Here is a 19,853-nt window from a genome sequence, read left to right on the forward strand (position 1 = left end):
GGGGGGGGGGGGGGGGGGGGGGGGGGGGGGGGGGGGGGGGGGGGGGGGGGGGGGGGGGGGGGGGCGCGGGGGGGGGGGGGGGGGGTGGGGGGGGGGGGGGGGGGGGGGGGGCCACCCCCCCCCCCCCCCCCCTCCTCTGGTTTCCCCGGTCCCCCCGTTCTTCCCCCCTGCGGACTACCGCTTCAGCGAGCGGAGGTCCTGGGCGTACGTGCCGACCGCGTGGGCGATGACGTCCACGTTGGTGTCGAAGACCTTGAGGTCGACGTTCTTCAGGTCGTCGCCGGCGCCGTGGTAGTTCGGGTCGTACGGCTTGCCCGCGGTGCCGCCGTAACGGGCCGCCTGCGCCGGGGACTTGATGCCCTCGGCGCCGGTGAAGGTGCCGCCGGCCGGGATGCCGTTCGCGATGAACGGGCCGTAGTCGGAACGGCCGTCGAAGTCGGTGCCCTCGTGCGGCTTGCGCTGCTTGTCGAGGAAGCCGTTGATCAGGCGCTCGATCTGGGCGGAGCCGGCCGGTCCGGCGCCCTCGCCGGTCTTGTCCGAGTCGTCGCCGTCGTAGACGAACTGGGCCGGGTTCGGCGAGGCGATCATGTCGAAGTTCAGGTAGAGCGCGATGTCCTTCTTCTGCTGCGCGCTCAGCCGGGACACGTAGTGGTCGGAGCCGAGGAGGCCCAGCTCCTCGCCGGACCACCAGGCGAAGCGGACCTTGTTGACGGGCTGCTTGCCGGTCTTGCGAGTCTGCTCGGCCAGCTTGAGGGCGACCTCCAGCAGGCCGGCCGAGCCGGAGGCGTTGTCGTTGATGCCCGGGCCCTCGGGCACCGAGTCGAGGTGGCTGCCGACGGCGACGACCCGGTCGGCCCGGCCGCCGCGGGTCTCCGCGATCACGTTGCGGGTCTTGTGCCGGATGTGCGCCTGGTCGAGGTCAAGCCTGACCTTGACGGTGCCCTTGGCGGCCTCGGCGGCCAGCGCCTCGCCGTCGGCGAGGGTCAGGCCGGCGCTCGGGATCAGGCCCTGCTCGGGGCTGCCGTACGAGCCGCGGACCGGGGTGGTGCCGCTGTGGTTGTAGACGATCAGTCCGGCCGCACCGGCCGCGGCGGCGGCCTGCTGCTTCTCGGCGAAGGTGCACGCACCCCGCTTGACCAGCGCGATCTTTCCCTTGAAGGCGCCGGCCGGGTAGTCGGCGGCCTCGCAGCCGGGGGTCTCGTCGACGCGGGCGAGGGCGATCGGGGCGGTCAGCCCGGCCTTCGGCGTGGACGGGGTGAAGGTGAAGGCGGCCGTGGCCAGCTCCCGGGCCTTCGGGGACAGCACCGACACCTTCTCGGTGCGGGTCTCGGCCTGGAAGACGTCGAACTCCTGGTACGAGACCCGGTAGCCGGCCTTCTTCAGCTGGGCGCGCACGTAGGCGGCGGAGGCGTCGTAGCCGGGGGTGCCGGCGGCCCGGTTGCCGCCGTGGGCGTCGGCTATCTGCTGGAACTTCACCAGATGCCGGTAGGCGCTCTTGCCGGAGGACTCCTTGACGAGGGTCCGGGCCAGCTTGTCCTGCGGCTGGAGGGCGACCGCCGGGGTGGCGGCGATCAGGAGCGGTGTGGCGACGGCGGCGGTCACGAGGGCCGCGATGGTCCGGTTGCGGTGGCGGTGGGCGCGCACGGTGGTCTCTCCCCGAGTTCGTTCTGCGGAATGCGTGTCCGGATACCGGTCACGACAGAACGGACCGTAGCCGCCTCGAACAGGGGAAAACGGCCCTCCGGGGCCCTGGAAACACAGTCGCCACATACTTGTCATTTCCCACCACACGGGGAGGCCGCAGGGGAAGCATCGGGCTGCTTTCCAGTGAGCTCCGCCACAGGCCGCGCCGCAACCGCAGCCCCCGGCCGGCCCGTCCCGCCCTTCGGACAATGGATTGGACAACCGGCCCGGGGTCGCACGCATGATGGAGCAGGCTTGCCCCCGAGCTGTACGTACCAGAAGGAGTCACCGTGAGGGTCGGAATCGTCGGAGCCACCGGACAGGTCGGCGGCGTCATGCGCCGCATCCTCGCCGAGCGCAAGTTCCCGGTGGACGAGCTGCGCCTGTTCGCCTCGGCCCGGTCGGCCGGCTCCACGCTGGAGTGGGAAGGCCGCGAGATCACGATCGAGGACGCGGCCACCGCCGACTACTCCGGCCTCGACATCGTGCTGTTCTCCGCCGGCGGCGCCACCTCCAAGGCCCTCGCCGAGAAGGTCGCCGCCCAGGGCGCCGTCGTGATCGACAACTCCTCCGCCTGGCGCAAGGACCCCGAGGTCCCGCTGGTCGTCTCCGAGGTCAACCCGCACGCGATCAAGAACCGCCCCAAGGGCATCATCGCGAACCCGAACTGCACCACGATGGCCGCGATGCCGGTGCTGCGCCCCCTCCACGACGAGGCCGGCCTGACCGCGCTGGTCGCCACCACCTACCAGGCCGTGTCCGGCTCCGGCGTGGCCGGTGTGGCCGAGCTCGACGGCCAGGTGAAGGCCGTGGCCGCCGAGGCCACCGCGCTGACCCACGACGGCGAGGCCGTCGCGTACCCGGAGCCGGGCGTCTACAAGCGCCCGATCGCCTTCAACGTGCTGCCCCTGGCCGGCGCGATCGTGGACGACGGCTCCTTCGAGACCGACGAGGAGCAGAAGCTCCGCAACGAGTCCCGCAAGATCCTGGAGATCCCGGACCTGAAGGTCTCCGGCACCTGCGTCCGCGTCCCGGTCTTCTCCGGCCACTCGCTCCAGGTCAACGCCCGCTTCGCGCGCCCGATCAGCGTGGAGCGCGCGTACGAGCTGCTGAAGGACGCGCCGGGCGTGGAGCTCTCCGAGATCCCGACCCCGCTCCAGGCGGCCGGCAAGGACGCGTCCTTCGTGGGCCGCATCCGCGTGGACGAGACGGCCGAGCACGGTCTCGCGCTGTTCCTGTCGAACGACAACCTGCGCAAGGGCGCGGCCCTGAACGCGGTGCAGATCGCGGAGCTGGTCGCGGACGAGCTGCGCGGCTGACCCGCCCGGACCTGCGGAAGGGGCGGTACCGGTTTCCGGTACCGCCCCTTCGGCGTGCCGGGGGCGGCCGGGTGCGGTTCTGCCCTGGGCGATTACCGCAGGCGGGGGCCTGTCCCGGCGTGGAAGGATGGGCGGGCAACGTCACCATCGAAGGAGATGAACGCGTGCCCGGCACGAATCTGACCCGTGAAGAGGCCCAGCAGCGCGCACAGCTGCTCACCGTCGACTCGTACGAGATCGACCTCGATCTGAGCGGGGCCCAGGAGGGGGGCACCTACCGGTCCGTGACCACGGTGCGCTTCGACTCCGCGGAGGACGGCGCGGAGACCTTCATCGACCTGGTCGCGCCCGCCGTCCACGAGGTCGTGCTCAACGGCCGTTCGCTGGACGTGGCGGCGGTCTTCCGCGACTCCCGGATCGCGCTGAAGCACCTGGCGGCCGGCGCCAACGAGCTGAAGGTCGTCGCGGACTGCGCGTACACCAACACCGGCGAGGGTCTGCACCGGTTCGTCGACCCGGTGGACGAGCAGGCCTACCTGTACACCCAGTTCGAGGTGCCGGACGCCCGCCGGGTGTTCGCGTCCTTCGAGCAGCCCGACCTGAAGGCCACGTTCCAGTTCACCGTGAAGGCCCCCGCGGGCTGGACGGTCATCTCGAACTCGCCGACGCCGGAGGCCGCGGACGTCAAGGACGACGTCTGGGTCTTCGAGCCGACCCCGCGCATCTCGACGTACATCACCGCGCTGATCGTGGGCCCGTACCACTCGGTGCACAGCTCGTACGAGAAGGACGGGCAGACCGTCCCGCTCGGCATCTACTGCCGTCCCTCGCTGGCGGAGTTCCTCGACGCCGACGCGATCTTCGACGTGACCCGGCAGGGCTTCGAGTGGTTCCAGGAGAAGTTCGCCTACGACTACCCGTTCGCGAAGTACGACCAGCTGTTCGTGCCGGAGTTCAACGCGGGCGCGATGGAGAACGCGGGCGCGGTGACCATCCGCGACCAGTACGTCTTCCGCTCCAAGGTGACGGACGCGGCGTACGAGGTGCGCGCGGAGACCATCCTCCACGAGCTGGCCCACATGTGGTTCGGCGACCTGGTCACCATGGAGTGGTGGAACGACCTGTGGCTGAACGAGTCGTTCGCCACCTACACCTCGATCGCCTGCCAGGCGTACGCGCCGGGCTCGCAGTGGCCGCACGCGTGGACGACGTTCGCGAACTCCATGAAGACGTGGGCGTACCGGCAGGACCAGCTGCCGTCCACGCACCCGATCATGGCGGACATCCGCGACCTGGACGACGTCCTCGTCAACTTCGACGGCATCACGTACGCGAAGGGCGCCTCGGTGCTCAAGCAGCTCGTGGCGTACGTCGGCCAGGACGAGTTCTTCAAGGGCGTCCAGGCGTACTTCAAGGCGCACGCCTTCGGCAACACCCGGCTGTCGGACCTGCTGGGCGCGCTGGAGGAGACCTCCGGCCGTGACCTGACCGCCTGGTCGAAGGCGTGGCTGGAGACGGCCGGCATCAACGTGCTGCGGCCGGAGATCGCGGTGGACGGGGCCGGGAACATCACGTCCTTCCAGGTCCGCCAGGAGGCCCCGGCGCTGCCGGCGGGCGCGCAGGGCGAGCCCGTGCTGCGCCCGCACCGGATCGCGATCGGCTTCTACTCGCTGGACGGCGCCGGCAAGCTGGTGCGCGAGCACCGCGTGGAGCTGGACATCGCGGCCGACGAGCTGACCGACGTGCCGGAGCTGGCGGGGCTGCGCCGGCCGGACGTGGTGCTGCTCAACGACGACGACCTGTCGTACGCGAAGGTCCGTCTCGACGAGCACTCGCTCGCCAAGGTCACCGCGCACCTGGGCGACTTCGCGGAGTCTCTGCCGCGGGCGCTGTGCTGGGCCTCGGCGTGGGACATGACGCGGGACGGCGAGCTGGCGACCCGCGACTACCTGTCGCTGGTGCTGTCGGGCATCGGCAAGGAGTCGGACATCGGCGTGGTGCAGTCGCTGCACCGCCAGGTGAAGCTGGCCGTCGACGTGTACGGCGACCCGGCGTGGCGCGAGACCGGGCTGGCCCGGTGGACGGAGGCCACGCTGGAGCACCTGCGGGCGGCCGAGCCGGGCAGCGACCACCAGCTGGCGTGGGCGCGGGCGTTCGCCACGACCGCGCGCACGGCCGAGCAGCTGGACCTGCTGGCGGCACTGCTCGACGGTTCCGAGACCGTCGAGGGCCTGGTCGTGGACACCGAGCTGCGCTGGGCGTTCCTGGAGCGGCTGGCGGCGACCGGCCGGGCCGACGAGGCGGAGATCGCCGCCGAGCTGGAGCGGGACAAGACCGCGGCGGGCGAGCGGCACGCGGCGACCGCGCGGGCGGCGCGTCCGACGGCCGAGGCGAAGGCCGCGGCGTGGGCGTCGGTCGTGGAGTCGGACGGGCTGCCGAACGCGGTGCAGGAGGCGGTGATCGGGGGCTTCGTGCAGACGGACCAGCGGGAGCTGCTGGCGCCGTACGCGTCGAAGTACTTCGACGCGGTGAAGGGGGTCTGGGACACCCGCAGCCACGAGATCGCGCAGCAGATCGCGGTCGGGCTGTACCCGTCGCTCCAGGTGTCGCAGGCGACGCTGGACGCGACGGATGCGTGGCTGGCTGCGGCGTCGCCCAACGCGGCTCTTCGCCGCCTCGTCTCGGAGTCCCGCGCGGGCATCGAGCGGGCGCTCCGCGCGCAGGCGGCGGACGCGGCGGCCTAGCCGTCTCGGGGGCTCCGCCCCCGAGTCCCCGCGCCTCAATCGCCGACGGGCTTGATTTCGCCCCGCAGCATCCAGCACTCGGCTGGATGCTGCGGGGCGTTTTCATCCCGTCGGGGCGTGGCTCAGGCGTCCTGGCGGATCGGCATGAGCAGGGAGTACGGCGTGGCCGCGTCCCGGCGGCGGATGACGACCGGGGCCGTGGGGGCGCCCAGCTCCAGGAGGAGGCGGTCCGAGGACAGGGCGGAGGCCGCGTCCAGGAGGTAGGAGCGGTTGACGGTCACCCGGTCGGGGTCGGAGCCGCCGAGGGTGACGACCCCGTCGACGACCGTCAGGGCGCACGGCTCGTCACCCGTCCCCACCGCCGCCGCGTCCAGCACCCCGCACCGCCCCGCCGGCAGCGCGACCAGCCGGCGGTAGTCGGGAAAGTCGTGCCCGGGGCAGAGGCCCCCGGTCTGCCGGTCACCCGCCTCCAGCGAGACCCGGTCCCCGTCCACGCCGAGCCGGGCCGTCGTACCGCCGGCCAGCAGGGCCCGCATCGCATCGGCCAGCGGAGCCGGTACGACGATCTGCAGGCGGGGCCCGTCGTACCCCGCCGCACCCGCCTGCGCGACCGCCATCCGGTACCGGTCGGTGGCCACGACGTGCAGCGTCTCTCCCTCCAGGTCGAACAGGACGCCTGCGAGCGCGGGCAGTTCGGGGTCGGTGCCCACCGCGAAGCGGACCGCGTCGAGGGCCGCGGCCAGGGCGTCGGCCGGGACGGCAGCCTCGGCGTGAGCGGTACGGGTCGAAGTCATGGGGTTCTCCTTGCGGTCGAGTAGTGCGCGGACCGTGGAGAACTCGCCGCGCGCCTCGGCCAGCCCGCGTTCGAGCCGCCGCAGATGGGCGTCCAGCAGCTGCCGTACGAGCCCGGTGTCGGGCCCGGACCAGCCGGCCAGCACGAGCCGGACGTCCGCGAGGGGCATGCCGGTCCGGCGCAGCCGGGAAAGCAGCCGGGCCTCGTCCACCTGCCCGGGCTCGTACCAGCGGTAGCCGGTGGCGGGATCCACCCGGGCCGGGACCAGCACGCCGGCCCGGTCGTAGAACCGGAGGGCGCTCACCCCCAGGCCGCTGTCGCGGGCCGTCTCGCCGATGGTGCGCATCGTGTTCTCCACGCCCGTCACCCTCGGCCCTGCACCTGGTCGAGGGTCAAGCCCGGACCGGCGGCGGCCGTGCGGAGGGCGTCGAGGACCCGGGCGACCGCGGGTGCCGCGTCCGCGCCGCGCCGGGTGGCCGCGACGACGTGGCGGGTCGGCCGGTCGTGCGGCAGCGGCCGGACGGCGACGCCGGCGGCGCGCACCGCCGCCATCCGCGGGATCAGCGCGACGCCCATGCCCGCTTCGACGAGGGCGAGGATCGCGGTCCAGCCGGCGGCCGAGTGGGCCTGCTCCGGCACGAAGCCGGCCGCTTCGCAGGCGGTCCGGGTGATCTCCGACCAGGGCCCGGAGCCGCCGTAGATCCACGGCTCCGCGGAGAGGTCCGCCAGCCGCAGGCCGGGGGCGGCGGCGAGCGGGTGGTCCGGCGGGAGGGCCACGTCCAGCGGGTCGGCGAGCAGCGGGATCCGGGTGAAGCGGGGGTCGCGGGCGGTGGGGGCGTGCGCGGCCAGCGACACGGCGAGGTCGACCGCCCCCGCGGACAGCAGCTCGTACGATTCGGCCGCCTCGGTCTCCCGTACGCGTACCTCGACGCCGGGGTGGGTGCGGCGGAGGGCGGCCACGGCGGGGACCACGAGGGCGGGCACGGCGGTGGAGAAGGCGCCGACCCGGACCTCCCCGGCCTCGCCCGCCCGGTAGCCGGCCAGTTCCGCGTCGGCACGTTCCAGCCGGGCGAACACGGCCTCGGCGTGCCGGAGCACCAGGTGGGCGGCGCCCGTGAGGCGTACCCGGCGGCCCTGGGCCTCCAGGAGCGGGACGCCGAGCTGCCGGGACAGGTTCGTGAGCTGCTGCGAGACGGCCGAGGGCGTCAGGTGCAGCGCCTCGGCCGTCGCGGTCACGGTGCCCCGGTCGGCCAGCGTCCGCAGGATCCGCAGTTTCTTGATGTCCCAGTCGGTCGTCCCCGTCATGGGGCGAACCTACCGGCGGGACCCGAGGGCCACTCCGCCGAGGATCAGGGCCATGCACAGCAGCTGGGCGGGGCCGGTGCGTTCGCCGAGCAGGAGGAGGGCGAGGAGGGCGGAGCAGACGGGCTGGAGGTAGTAGACGGCGCCGGCGCGGGCGGCCCCGATCAGGGAGATCGCCCGGTTCCAGGCGAAGAAGGCGACGGCGGAGGAGAACACGCCTACGTAGAGGAGCGGGCCGGCGGTGCCGGGGGTGACGGCGAAGCCGCCCTGGACGGCGACGGAGACCGCGTACGCGGGGGCCAGCATCAGCGCGCCGCAGACGAAGGTGGCGAAGAGGAAGACCAGGCCGCCGAGTTCGGCGGGCTTGCGCTTGAGGAGGGCGCTGTACGAGGCGAAGGAGAGGGCGGCGCCGAACATCCACAGGTCGCCGGCGGCGAAGTCGGGCAGCGGGGAGCCGTCGCCGACGAGCAGCAGCACCCCGAGGACGGCGAGGGCGAGGCCGAACGTGCGGACGGCGCCGAGGCGTTCGCCGCCGAGCCGGGCGAAGACCGCCATGAGGACGGGCGCGGCGGCCATGATCATGCCCATGTTGGCGGCGGAGGTGGTCAGTCCGGCCTGGTGGACCAGGGTGTTGTAGAGGGCCACGCCGAAGAAGGAGGCCAGGACGACGTAGCCGAGGTGGCGGCGGATCAGGGCGCGCTGCCGCCAGGCGGGGCGGAGGGCGAGCGGGGCGACGGCGAGCAGGGCGATGACCCACCGCCAGAAGACGGCCTGTACGGGCGGGACGGTGTCGGCCATGCCGCGGGTGGCGACGAAGCTGCCGGACCAGACCACGGTGGCCAGCAGCGCGAGCAGCAGGCCGGTCCCGGCGGCGGTCTTCCGCGGCGGCTGCGGGCGCGGCGCCGGGGCGTGCGGGGTCTCCCGGACTCCCCGGAATCCCAGGACACCCTGGACTCCCCGGAATCCCCGGACACCCTGGACTCCCCGGTCTTCGGTGCGGACGCGGTCCGTGACGGCCACTTCGGTCTCCCCCTCGGGTGCGGTCTCTGTTCGTGGACCTACCGTCACACCGACCGACTGCTCAGGTCCATCGAAACCTTTCGATCGTTCTGTTCAGCAGAACTGAACGATCTGGTGACGACGGGGGTGGCGGCGCGCCCGGGCCGCCGCGCCGGCAGCTGGCCGACCACACTGGCGGTGAAGGCGATGGCCATGCCGGCGAGCTGGACGGGGGTCAGCGCCTGCCCGAGGGCGGCCCAGCCGACGACGGCCGCGGTGAGCGGGGACAGCGGGCCGAGCAGGGTGGCGGAGGTGGCGCCGATCCGGCCGATGCCGCGGAACCAGAGCCAGTAGGCGACGGCCGTGTTGACCACGGCGAGGTAGCCGTAGCCGAGGAGGGCCCCGCCGTCGAGGGCCGGCGGCGCGCCCTCGACCAGGGCGGCGACGGGCAGGATCAGCAGGCCGCCGGCGGTGAGCTGCCAGCCGGTGAGGGCCAGCGGTCCGGCGCCCTCGGGACGGCCCCAGCGCTTGGTCAGGACGGTTCCGGCGGCCATGGAGGCGGAGGAGGCGACTCCGGCGAGCAGCCCCGCCGTGTCGAGTGCCGCGCCCGCCTTGAGGACGACGAGGCTGACGCCGAGGGCGCCGGCGAGGGCGGCGAGCACCGCCCGGGTGGTGGCCCGTTCGCCCAGCACCACGGTCGACAGGCCGATGACGACCAGCGGCCCGAAGGCGCCGAGGACGGCGGCGACACCGCCGGGCAGCCGGTAGGCGGCGAGGAACAGCAGCGGGAAGAACGCTCCGATGTTGAGGGCGCCGAGGACCGCGGACTTCCACCACCAGGCGCCGCGCGGCAGGGTCCGGGCGAGGGCGAGGATCAGCAGCCCGGCGGGCAGCGCCCGCATCAAGGCGGTGAACAGGGGGCGGTCGGCAGGCAGGAATTCGGTGGTCACCGCGTACGTCGAGCCCCAGGAGACGGGGGCGAGTGCGGTCAGGGCCACGACGGCCGAGCGGTTCACGGCGGCTGCTCCTCCGGACGTGCGGGCGGCGGGGACGGCGCCCGGCCGACGAGCCTTGGATAGCTCGATGGAAAGTAGCTTAGCCCTAAGCTACTTTTTTGCAAGATACTTTTCAGGAAGATGCTTTCTCGCGAGTTGCTTGCTTGCTCCCGGATGCCCGGGCGCCCGATACTGCGGGGCATGAGTGAGCGGGATGCGGTGGATGCGATCGCCGAGCAGTGGAACACCGTCCGGCCGGGCCTGGACGTCACCCCGATGGGGGTCTTCGGCCGGATCTACCGGATCGCCCGGGCCATGGGGGAAGCCCAGGAGCGGGCCTACGCGCCGTACGGGCTCTCCCGCGGCGAGTTCGACGTCATCGCGACCCTGCGCCGCTCGGGTGAGCCGTACACGCTCTCGCCGCGGCAGCTGTCGGCGACGCTGATGCTGACCACCGGCGGGATGACGGGCCGGCTGGACAAGCTGGAGAAGGCCGGGCTGCTGGGCCGGGCCCCGGATCCGCACGACCGGCGGGCGCTCCAGGTCTCCCTGACCGAGCGCGGGTTCGAGGTCGTCGAAGAGGCCGTCGCCGCCGGGCTGGACGTGCAGAGGAAGGCCTTGGAGGCACTCAGCGGCGAGGAGGCGGAGCAGCTCACCGGGCTGCTCCGCAAGCTGCTGGCGGCGGTCTGACGGCAGCAGGTCGGGCGGGGGCGGTGCCGGGGCGGCACGGGGGCGTCGCCGCAGGCGGCCCCGTCAGGCCGCTCCGGCCTTCCAGGCCGCTTTCGGGCACACGGAAGGGCGCCGGGGGTCCCTGAGGCCCCCCGGCGCCCCGCCGGAAGTCAGCCGGCTGTTACTTCGCCGTCTTGCGCGACTTGTCGCCGACCATCACGAGACCCGTGATGACCAGGAACAGCACGATGGGCGCGGCCACGTACAGGCCGAGCGTCTCGGCCACGCTCAGGCCCGGGCCCGGGTCGTCGCCGTCGTCGCGCGTCAGCGCGAGGGCGGGAGACGTCATCAGCAGCATCATCAGCGTCGATCCGGCCGTGACGGCGCCGGCGCGCAGGGCGTTCTTCTTGTCCACGGTGCAAACGTAGCGAACACCTAATCGGACCGCGCGCCCGGGGGTGCCGTACGGGGGTCGGGGCCCGCTGCGGCGCCCGCCCGGACCGCCGCCATCAGCGACTTCAGCCGTTCCGAGGCGGCCAGTGCGGCGAGGGTGACCGGCTGCCCGGAGGCGTCCGCCACCGGCAGCCGCCAGTTCGGGTACTGGTCCCAGGTGCCGGGGAGGTTCTGCGGGCGGCGGTCCCCCACCGCGTCGGGCAGCCAGATCCCCACCAGCCGGGCCGGGGTGCGCAGCAGGAAGCCGTACAGCGCCTGCACAGCGGACTCCTCGTCCCGTACGTCGAACCCCTGGCCGGCCAGCAGTTCCAGCCATTCGGCGGTGTCGGCCGCGGCGGCGGCCCGCTCCTGCTCGGCCGGGCCGCCCAGCAGGCCGAGCCGGTCCCGGAGTTCGACGTGCTCGCCGGTCAGCCGGGCGGCGGTGGGCGGCAGGTCGTGGGTGGTGACGGTGGCCAGGCAGCCGGCCCGCCAGTGCGGGGCGGGCAGCGGCCGGCCGTCGCCGTCCCAGTCCCGTTCGAACCACAGCACCGAGGTGCCAAGCACCCCGCGCCGGTCCAGTGCCTCGCGCACACCGGGTTCGACGGTGCCGAGGTCCTCGCCGATGACCACCGCGCCGGCCCGGTCGGCCTCCAGGACGAGGATCGCGAGCATCGCCTCAGCGTCGTACCCGACGTACGTGCCCTCGGTCGGCGGGGCGCCCTGCGGGACCCACCACAGCCGGAACAGCCCCATCACGTGGTCGATGCGCAGCGCCCCGGCGTGCTCCAGCAGGCCGCGCAGCAGGGCCCGGTAGGGGGCGTATTCGGAGGCGGCGAGGGCGTCGGGGCGCCAGGGCGGCAGGCCCCAGTCCTGGCCTCGGGCGTTGAAGGCGTCCGGGGGTGCGCCGACCGACATGCCGGTGGCGTAGGCGCCGGGGGCAGCCCGGACGTCGGCGCCGTCCGGGTGCACGCCGACGGCGAGGTCGTGGACGAGACCGAGGGCCATGCCGGCCCGGCGGGCGGCCTGCTGGGCGGCGGCGAGCTGGGTGTGGGTCAGCCACACGAGCCAGCGGTGGAATTCGCGGCCCTGCGGCCCGTCGCCGGCGCTGCGGGCGCACCAGGCGGCGTGCGCGTCGAGGGCGTCGCCGTGCCGGGCGGTGAACTCGGCGTAGGCGCGCTCGCGTTCGGGGGTGCGGGGGACGGCGTGGAGCAGTTCGAGGGCGGCCCGCTTGAGGGCCCAGACGGCGTCCCGGTCGATGAGCGCGCCCTTTTCCAGCACTGCGCGGCGCAGGGCACCGCCGGCGGCTGCCAGCCGGGCCAGGGTGTCCTGGTGGGCGCAGTCGGCGTGTTCGGGGAGGTCCTCGATGCGCAGGTGGACGGGGTCGGGGAAGCGGCGCGAGGAGGGCCGGTACGGGGACGGGTCGGTGGGGTTGCCGGGTACGGCCGCGTGCAGCGGGTTGACCTGGACGAAGCCGGCGCCGTGTTCGGCGGCGGCCCAGCCGGCGAGGTCGGCGAGGTCGCCGAGGTCGCCCATGCCCCAGGAGCGGTCGGTGAGCAGGGAGTACAGCTGGACGAGGAACCCGTGCGCGCGGGCGGGCGGTTCGGGGGCCCGGTCGGGGGCCGCGACGAGGAGGGTCTCGGCCTCGTGCCCGTCGGGGGTGCGGGCCGTCAGCCGGTGGACGCCGCGCGGCAGGCCGGTGTCCCAGTCCGTCTCGCCGCCGGTTTCCAGCCGGACCCGCAGGGTCGTGCCGGGCGGCAGCAGGCCGAGGGCCGCGGGGGCGGGTTCCCCGGCCCAGTGGACGAGGGTGGGCGGGAGCAGCCGGGGCGCCTCGGCGGCGGCGAGGGCCGCCGCCAGCGCCGCCGGCGTCGAGGTGTCGACCCCGAGGGCGGCGAGGACGGCGCGCACGGTCCGGTCGGGGACCTGGACCGTGCGGTCCTGCGAGGGCGCGTACGAGGTGGCCACCCCGTGCATCGCGGCGAGCCGGGCCAGGGTCATCGGCACCTCTTGGCTGTGTGGGGGACGTCGGTGTGGGGGACGTCAGTGTCCGTACGGGCCGCCCAGGAAGGCGGGTTCGCTGGTGAGCGGGGGCTGATCGCCGAGCGGGGGCTCGCTGATCAGCGGGGCGCCGGCGATCGGGGGCTCGCTGGAGAGCCGCGCCTGGCGCAGCAGCAGGACGGCCGGACCGGCGGCCGGGGCGGGTATGGGCGGCACTCCCGAGGCGGAGTGCCGGACGGAACACTGGGCGAGGGCCACGGTGTTGCTCCTTTGCGCGGGCGGGGCGGACGGGGCGAAAGGGCCGCCCCGATGGAGGTTTCGGGCATCGCAGGACTACCCCAACGGCCCTTGAGCATTCTTAGAGTGGCCGGAAACTCGGGGCATAGCGGTCACAACGGCCCCACGCATTGACACTTCAGCCGTACGGGTGGTCAGCTCGGGCTGATTCGAACGAGCGGGGGATCACTCGGCCGAGGAGGCTTCGTGCAGTTCAGGGGCAGGAAGCGGACCACCGCGACGGCGGTCGCCGTGATCGGCGGCCTCCTCGCCGGCGGCCTCACCACCGCACCCGGCGTCCTGGCGGCACCGTCACCGGCCCCGACGGCGGGCCGTACGCCCGATCCTGACGGGAAGCCCGGGGCCGGGCCCGGCGGACGGGCCCCGGTCCCCGCGCAGCGTCCCGTCGGACAGGACTCCGCCGGGCCGCCTCCCGCCGGTACCGCCGAGATCGCGGCCGCGCCCGTGGTGTGGCCCCGCCCGCAGTCCCTCGACGTCCGCGGGGCGCCCGTGCGCCTGGGCACCGAGGCGGTGCTGGTGGCGCCGGCCGGGACCGATCCGTACGCCCTCGACGTGCTGCGCGGGGTGCTGCGGGAGGCCGGCGTGACGACGCTGCGGGAGTGGCCGGCGTCGGCACCGCCACCGGCGGGTGCCGTGGTGGTGCGGGCCCAGGGCCCGGACGCCGAGGCGGCGCTGCGGGCGCTCGGCGCCGCGGAGGCCGGGGACCTGCCCGCGGGCGGCTACCGGCTCGCGGTCGGCCGGCACGGGGGCCGGGACACCGTCGCCCTGGCGGGCACCGGCACGGACGGTCTGTTCCACGCCGCCCAGACGCTGCGGCAGCTGGTCCGCGGGCCACAGGTGCCCGCGGTGCTGGTGCGCGACTGGCCGTCGGCGGCCGTGCGGGGCACCGCGGAGGGGTTCTACGGGCAGCCGTGGAGCCACGGGCAGCGGCTGGCGCACCTGGACTTCATGGCCCGCACCAAGCAGAACCGCTACCTGTACGCCCCCGGTGACGACCCGTTCCGGACCTCGCGGTGGCGCGAGGCGTACCCGCAGGCGCAGCAGGCGGAGTTCCGGGCGTTCGCGCAGCGGGCCCGGGCCGTGCACGTGACGCCGGCCTGGGCGGTGGCGCCGGGGCAGACGATGTGCCTGTCGTCGGCGGACGACCGGGCGGCGCTGCTGCGCAAGGTGGACGCGATGGCCGCGCTCGGCTTCGGCGCGTTCCAGCTCCAGTTCCAGGACGTCAGCTACACCGAGTGGGGCTGCCGGGCGGACCGGGAGCGGTACGGGCGGGGCCCGGCCGCCGCGGCCCGGGCGCACGCGGACCTCGCGGGCGAGCTGGCCGCGCATCTGGCCCGCCGGCATCCGGGGGCGGCCCCGCTGTCGGTGGTGCCCACCGAGTACTACCAGGACGGCGCCACCCCGTACCGGACGGCGCTCGCCGCGGCGCTGGACCGGCGGGTGCAGGTGGCGTGGACGGGCATCGGCGTGGTGCCGCGGACCATCACGGGCCGGGAGCTGGCCGGGGCCCGGGAGGTGTTCCGGCACCCGCTGGTCACCATGGACAACTACCCGGTCAACGACTACGCGCACGGCCGGCTGTTCCTGGGCCCGTACACCGGCCGGGAGCCGGCCGTCGCGAACGGCTCGGCGGCGCTGCTGGCCAATGCGATGCCGCAGGCCGTGGCGTCCCGGATACCGCTGTTCACGGCGGCGGACTTCGCGTGGAACGCGCGCAGCTACCGGGCGGACGCCTCCTGGCGGGCGGCGCTGGACGACCTGGCCGGCGGGGACGCGCGGGCCCGGGAGGCGCTGGGCGCGCTGGCCGGGAACACCTCGTCGTCGGTGCTCGACCGGACCGAGTCGGCGTATCTGCGGCCGCTGCTGGCCGAGTTCTGGCAGGCGCGCGCCGGCGCCGACCGGAAGGCCGGGGACCTGGCCGGGGACCGGCTGCGGGCCGCGTTCACGGTGATGCGGGAGGCCCGGGCCCGGCTGGGCGCGGCGGCCGACGGCACCCTGACCGGTGAGGCGGGGGCCTGGGTCGACCAGCTGGCCCGCTACGGGACGGCCGGCGAGCTGGCCGTGGACCTGCTGCGGGCCCAGGCGCACGGCGACGGGGCGGCCGCCTGGCGGGCCCGGCTGGCGCTGCGGACGGCGATGGCGGACGTGACGGCCGCGGACGGTGCGGCGGTCGTCGGCCGGGGCGTGCTCGGGGCGTTCCTGGCGAAGGCGGTGTCCGAGGCGGACGCGTGGACGGGGGCGAGCCGGAAGGTGCCGGGCGCCTCGGTGGCCCGGGCGCCGGGCTCGTACACGGTGCGGCTGGACCGGGCACGGCCGGTGGAGGCCGTGACGGTGATGACGGATCCGGCGGCGGGTGCCGGGCGCGGCACGGTCCTGGAGGCGCACGTGCCGGGGCAGGGCTGGCGGCGGCTGGGCGAGGCCTCGCCGAGCGGGTGGACGCAGGCCGCGGCGGCGGGGCTGCGCGCGGATGCGGTGCGGCTGCTGTGGGCGGGCGACGCGCCGGCGGTGCACCGGGTGGTGCCGTGGTTCGCGGACGAACCCGCGGCCCGATTCGAACTGGGCGGCGGCGGCCGGGCGGACGCGGAGATCGGCGGAAGGCCGCAGCGGGTGGCGGCCGAGTTGTCGGCGGTGCGGCCGGGCGCGGTGAAGGGTGCCCTGACGGCGAAGGCACCGCACGGGATCAAGGTCGAGGTGCCTGCGCACGCGACGGTGCCGCGGGGCGGGCAGGTGTCGGTACCGGTGGAGGTGACGGTGCCGGAGGGCACGCCGGCGGGGGTGTACGAGGTGCCGGTGTCGTTCGGCGGGGAGTCCCGGACGCTGACGGTGCGGGCGTTCCCGAAGACGGGCGGCGCGGATCTGGCGCGCGGTGCGCAGGTGCTGTCGTCGGGTGACGAGACGGCGGACTTCCCGGCGGCGGCCGCGGTCGACGGCGATCCGGCGACCCGCTGGTCCTCGCCGGCCGCGGACGGCGCCTGGTGGCAGATGGAACTTCCTACTCCGGTAAGGCTCGGGCAGCTGGTGCTGACCTGGCAGGACGCCTACGCCTCCGCCTACCGGGTCGAGACCTCGGCGGACGGCGTGTCCTGGCGGACCGCGGCCACGGTGACCGGGGCGCGCGGCGGGCGCGAGGCCGTGCGGATGGACGAGCCGGGCGTGCGGTTCGTCCGGGTGCGCGGCGACGTGCGGGCCACGCCGTACGGGATCAGCCTGTTCTCGGTGGAGGCCTACGCGGTGGTGCCGTAGGCCTCCCCCGCCCCGGGTCCGGGGCGGGGGACGACAAGGGCCCGGTCTCAGGCGGAAACGCCGTCGATCCGGGCCACTGCGTCCTCGGCGCCGTACGGTTGCAGGTACGGCATCCAGCGCGGGTCCCGATGGCCCGTGCCGATGATCCGCCAGGCCAGTCCGGAGGGCGGGGCCGGCGGCTGGTGCAGCCGCCAGCCGAGGTCGACGAGGTGCCGGTCGGCCTTGACGTGGTTGCAGCGGCGGCAGGCCGCGACCACGTTGTCCCAGACGTGCTGGCCCCCGCGGCTGCGCGGGATGACGTGGTCCACGCTGGTGGCGACGCCGCCGCAGTACATGCAGCGGCCTCCGTCGCGGGCGAACAGGGCGCGGCGGGTGAGCGGAACGGGCCCCCGGTAGGGGACCCGCACGAAACGCTTGAGCCGTACCACGCTGGGCGCGGGGACGGCTCTGGTCGCGCTGTGCAGGTAGGCGCCGGATTCCTCCAGGGAGATGGCCTTGTTCTCCAGGACGAGGACGAGCGCGCGGCGGAGCGGTACGACGCCGAGCGGCTCGTACGACGCGTTGAGGACCAGGACGTGCGGCACGGGTGCCTCCTTGTACGCCGGCGGCGCGTGGCTCGCGCCGGGACGATCTGCTTTCAGTCTCCCCTCACCGCTGGTCGTAGCGCCACCACGCGGCTGTAACGGGTCGGAGGTGTTTTCAACCACACGGCCCGCCGGGCGCCGGCCGGCCAACCGCGCGGCCCCGGCGGCCTGGTGAGACTGCTCTCTCCCCCGCGACGGTCGCGGGGTCACGGGTCGTGCCCCGTTAGTGTGGTTGGCCTGCCCGCAACACCCCTTCCGGCGGGCAGACCGTTACACCTGGAGGTTCTGTCGTGACCTGGCCCGCACCTTTGTCGGCCCTGGCTGCCACCACTCCCGAGACGCCGACCACCCTCGAAGAGGCCCACGAGAGCGCGACGAACGCCGCGAGCTTCGTCGAGGAGAACTGGGCCGGCTGGCTGAACGTCGGGCTGAAGATCCTGCTGATCGTGGTGATCGCGGCGGTGCTGCGGTCGGTGGTCCGCAAGGCCATAACCAAGTTCATCAGCCGGATGAACCGCAGTGCGGAGGCCGTCGAGGGCACTGCGCTGGGCGGGCTGCTGGTGAACGCCGAGCGGCGGCGCCAGCGCTCGGAGGCGATCGGCTCGGTGCTGCGCTCGGTGGCCTCGTTCGTGATCCTCGGCACGGCCGGGCTGATGGTGCTGGGTGCCCTGCAGATCAACCTGGGGCCGCTGCTGGCGAGTGCCGGTGTGGCGGGTGTGGCGATCGGTTTCGGTGCGCGGAACCTGGTCACGGACTTCCTGTCCGGCGTGTTCATGATCCTGGAGGACCAGTACGGCGTCGGCGACAAGGTGGACGCGGGCGTGGCCTCGGGCGAGGTCATCGAGGTGGGCCTGCGGGTCACGAAGCTGCGCGGCGACAACGGCGAGATCTGGTACGTGCGCAACGGCGAGGTGAAGCGGATCGGGAACCTCAGCCAGGGCTGGGCGACCGCCGGGGTGGACGTGCAGGTGAAGCCGACCGAGGACCTCCAGCGGGTGCGCGCGCTGATCGAGGAGGTCGCCGAGGGCATGGCCAAGGAGTCGCCGTGGGACGAGCGGCTGTGGGGTCCCGTGGAGGTGCTGGGGCTGGACGAGGTGCTGCTCGCGTCGATGACGGTGAAGGTGTCCGCGAAGACCGTGCCGGGGCAGCAGTTCTCGGTGGAGCGCGAGCTGCGCTGGCGGATCAAGCTGGCCTTCGACGAGGCGGGCATCCGGCTGGTCGGCGGGCTGCCGGGGGCCGACGAGGAGGAGGCCGCGCCGGACCCGTCCGCCGCGGTGGCCCCGCCGTCGGCGCTGGCCAACCCGGCGTCCCCGCAGTCGCTGGCGACCGCGCCGATACCGGCGCCGGCCGGCCCGGTGAAGATGACGAAGTAGCGGCCGGCGCCCCCGGGCGCCCCCGCCGCCACTCTTTCGGCGCCCCTGCGCCGGCCCCTTTCGGCCGGTGTGGGGGCGCTTCCCATTGACAGGGCTCTGACCAGCGTCATAGCTTGCGCAGCAAGCGAATAGTAAACCTTCCTAACAGTATCGGTGAGGCGGGCGTCGAGATGGCCGGAACCACTCCCGGAACCACCCCGGGAACCCCGCGCGTGCTGCGCGCGATGAACGACCGTGCCGCGCTGGACCTGCTGCTCGCGCACGGTCCGCTGTCCCGCACCCGGATCGGCCGGCTCACCGGGCTGTCCAAGCCCACCGCCTCCCAGCTGCTGGCCCGCCTGGAGGCCGCCGGGCTGGTCGTGGCCACCGGCACCGCCGGCGGCCGCCCCGGGCCCAGCGCCCAGCTCTACGCGCTCAACGCCGAGGCCGCGCACGTCGCCGGGCTGGACGTCACCCCCGACCGGATCCGGGCCGCCGTCGCCGACCTGGCCGGCACCGTGACCGGCAGCTTCGAGGTGCCGCTGCGGGGCGCCGGCCGGCCCGGCGCCGTCGCCCTGGTCACCGAGGCCCTGGACGGCGCCGCCAAGGCCGCCGGACTGCACCGCACCGCCCTGCACCGGGTCGTGATCGGCACCCCGGGCGCCTTCGACCCGCACACCGGTCGGCTGCGCTACGCCAGCCACCTGCCGGGCTGGCACTCCCCCACCCTCCTCGACGAGCTGGCCGCGGTGCTGCCGATGCCCGTCGAGTACGAGAACGACGTCAACCTGGTCGCGGTCGCCGAGCAGCGCCTCGGCGCGGCCCGCGGCCACCAGGACTTCGTGCTGCTGTGGAACGAGGACGGCATCGGCGCCGCCCTGGTGCTCGGGGGCCGGCTGCACCGCGGCTGGACCGGCGGCGCGGGCGAGGTCGGCTTCATGCCGGTCCCCGGCACCCCCCTGGTCCGCGGGGTCACCCGGGTCAACACCGGCGGCTACCAGGAACTCGCCGGCCACCAGGTGCTGCCCCGGCTCGCCCGGGACCTCGGACTGCCGGTCCCGACCCCGCCCGCGGACTCCCCGTACGAGCCCCAGGTGGCGGCGGCCATCGCACTGCTGGAGCGGGCCGCCGCCGATCCGGACGGGCCCGGCGGGCGGCTGCTGGCGGTCTTCGCCACCGGCATCGCCACCGGCCTGGCCTCGCTGGTCGCCGTGCTCGACCCGGAACTCGTGGTGCTGTCCGGCGCCGTGATCGGCGCCGGCGGCGACCCGCTGCGCACCCTGATCGAGGCCGAACTCGCCGAACTCGCCCCTTCCCGGCCCCGGCTGGTGGCCGGCGAGGTCACCGGCGGACCGGTGCTGCGCGGTGCGCTGGAGGCCGCTCTGGCGGCCACCCGCGACGAGGTGTTCGACACCTCCCGCCTCGACCCCGCCCGCTGACCGGCCG

The 19,853-nt window shown here is 74.6% G+C and carries 15 protein-coding genes; 6 read left to right on the top strand and 9 right to left on the bottom strand.

Features of this window, described 5'->3' with window-relative positions; translation table 11 throughout:
• Positions 1-174 precede the first annotated feature (174 nt).
• The gene (locus tag LG634_RS33710; RefSeq protein WP_226739672.1) at positions 175-1,644 is read right to left on the bottom strand and encodes a M28 family metallopeptidase; all 1,470 of its coding nucleotides are present in this window, start codon (positions 1,642-1,644) and stop codon (positions 175-177) included.
• Positions 1,645-1,973: 329 nt separating this feature from the next.
• Here LG634_RS33710 and LG634_RS33715 point away from each other — a divergent pair, with 329 nt between their 5' ends.
• Together LG634_RS33715 and pepN are read left to right on the top strand one after the other, a co-directional pair.
• On the top strand, positions 1,974-3,002 hold the full coding sequence (locus tag LG634_RS33715; protein WP_226739674.1) for an aspartate-semialdehyde dehydrogenase: 1,029 nt from the start codon (positions 1,974-1,976) through the stop codon (positions 3,000-3,002).
• Between the two features lie 164 nt (positions 3,003-3,166).
• Positions 3,167-5,746 carry an aminopeptidase N gene (gene pepN / locus LG634_RS33720; RefSeq protein ID WP_226739676.1) on the top strand — a complete coding sequence of 860 codons (2,580 nt, stop codon included), beginning with the start codon at positions 3,167-3,169 and terminating at the stop codon, positions 5,744-5,746.
• A 122-nt stretch (positions 5,747-5,868) separates the two neighbouring features.
• On the opposite strand, the gene LG634_RS33725 is transcribed toward pepN, so the two are convergent.
• From LG634_RS33725 to LG634_RS33740, 4 genes are all read right to left on the bottom strand, one after another.
• Positions 5,869-6,897: a DNA polymerase III subunit beta family protein gene (locus LG634_RS33725; protein WP_226739678.1), complete on the bottom strand. Its 1,029-nt coding sequence runs from the start codon at positions 6,895-6,897 to the stop codon at positions 5,869-5,871.
• 5 nt (positions 6,898-6,902) lie between these two features.
• Complete coding sequence (locus tag LG634_RS33730) at positions 6,903-7,844, bottom strand: LysR family transcriptional regulator (protein ID WP_226739681.1); 942 nt, start codon at positions 7,842-7,844, stop codon at positions 6,903-6,905.
• A 9-nt stretch (positions 7,845-7,853) separates the two neighbouring features.
• Entirely contained in the window at positions 7,854-8,783 is a 930-nt protein-coding gene (locus LG634_RS33735) for a DMT family transporter (protein ID WP_372482546.1), read from the bottom strand.
• 122 nt (positions 8,784-8,905) lie between these two features.
• Positions 8,906-9,856: an EamA family transporter gene (locus tag LG634_RS33740; protein ID WP_226739683.1), complete on the bottom strand. Its 951-nt coding sequence runs from the start codon at positions 9,854-9,856 to the stop codon at positions 8,906-8,908.
• A gap of 180 nt (positions 9,857-10,036) precedes the next feature.
• On the opposite strand from LG634_RS33740, the gene LG634_RS33745 reads away from it, so the two are divergent.
• Positions 10,037-10,525, top strand: a complete 489-nt coding sequence (locus LG634_RS33745) for a MarR family winged helix-turn-helix transcriptional regulator (protein ID WP_226739685.1) — start codon at positions 10,037-10,039, stop codon at positions 10,523-10,525.
• Positions 10,526-10,685: 160 nt separating this feature from the next.
• On the opposite strand, the gene LG634_RS33750 is transcribed toward LG634_RS33745, so the two are convergent.
• The 3 genes from LG634_RS33750 to LG634_RS33760 are packed head-to-tail and all read right to left on the bottom strand — an operon-like array spanning position 10,686 to position 13,189.
• Positions 10,686-10,919, bottom strand: coding sequence for a hypothetical protein (locus LG634_RS33750; protein ID WP_226739687.1), 234 nt, complete (start codon positions 10,917-10,919; stop codon positions 10,686-10,688).
• Positions 10,920-10,939: 20 nt separating this feature from the next.
• On the bottom strand, positions 10,940-12,931 hold the full coding sequence (locus LG634_RS33755) for a 4-alpha-glucanotransferase (RefSeq protein WP_226739689.1): 1,992 nt from the start codon (positions 12,929-12,931) through the stop codon (positions 10,940-10,942).
• Between the two features lie 42 nt (positions 12,932-12,973).
• On the bottom strand, positions 12,974-13,189 hold the full coding sequence (locus LG634_RS33760; RefSeq protein WP_226739720.1) for a hypothetical protein: 216 nt from the start codon (positions 13,187-13,189) through the stop codon (positions 12,974-12,976).
• Positions 13,190-13,414: 225 nt separating this feature from the next.
• Between LG634_RS33760 and LG634_RS33765 the strand changes: the two genes are divergently transcribed.
• Entirely contained in the window at positions 13,415-16,471 is a 3,057-nt protein-coding gene (locus LG634_RS33765; RefSeq protein ID WP_226739691.1) for a beta-N-acetylglucosaminidase domain-containing protein, read from the top strand.
• Positions 16,472-16,518: 47 nt separating this feature from the next.
• Here the strand turns inward: LG634_RS33765 and LG634_RS33770 are convergent, their stop codons facing one another.
• Complete coding sequence (locus LG634_RS33770; protein ID WP_226739693.1) at positions 16,519-17,055, bottom strand: HNH endonuclease; 537 nt, start codon at positions 17,053-17,055, stop codon at positions 16,519-16,521.
• Positions 17,056-17,345: 290 nt separating this feature from the next.
• Between LG634_RS33770 and LG634_RS33775 the strand changes: the two genes are divergently transcribed.
• Positions 17,346-18,428, top strand: coding sequence for a mechanosensitive ion channel family protein (locus LG634_RS33775; RefSeq protein ID WP_226739695.1), 1,083 nt, complete (start codon positions 17,346-17,348; stop codon positions 18,426-18,428).
• A gap of 170 nt (positions 18,429-18,598) precedes the next feature.
• A complete protein-coding gene (locus tag LG634_RS33780) occupies positions 18,599-19,846 on the top strand; it encodes an ROK family transcriptional regulator (RefSeq protein WP_226739697.1) in 1,248 nt (415 codons plus the stop codon).
• Positions 19,847-19,853: the final 7 nt, after the last annotated feature.

The sequence above is a fragment of the Streptomyces bambusae genome (assembly GCF_020532645.1).
GTDB lineage: Bacteria > Actinomycetota > Actinomycetes > Streptomycetales > Streptomycetaceae > Streptomyces > Streptomyces bambusae.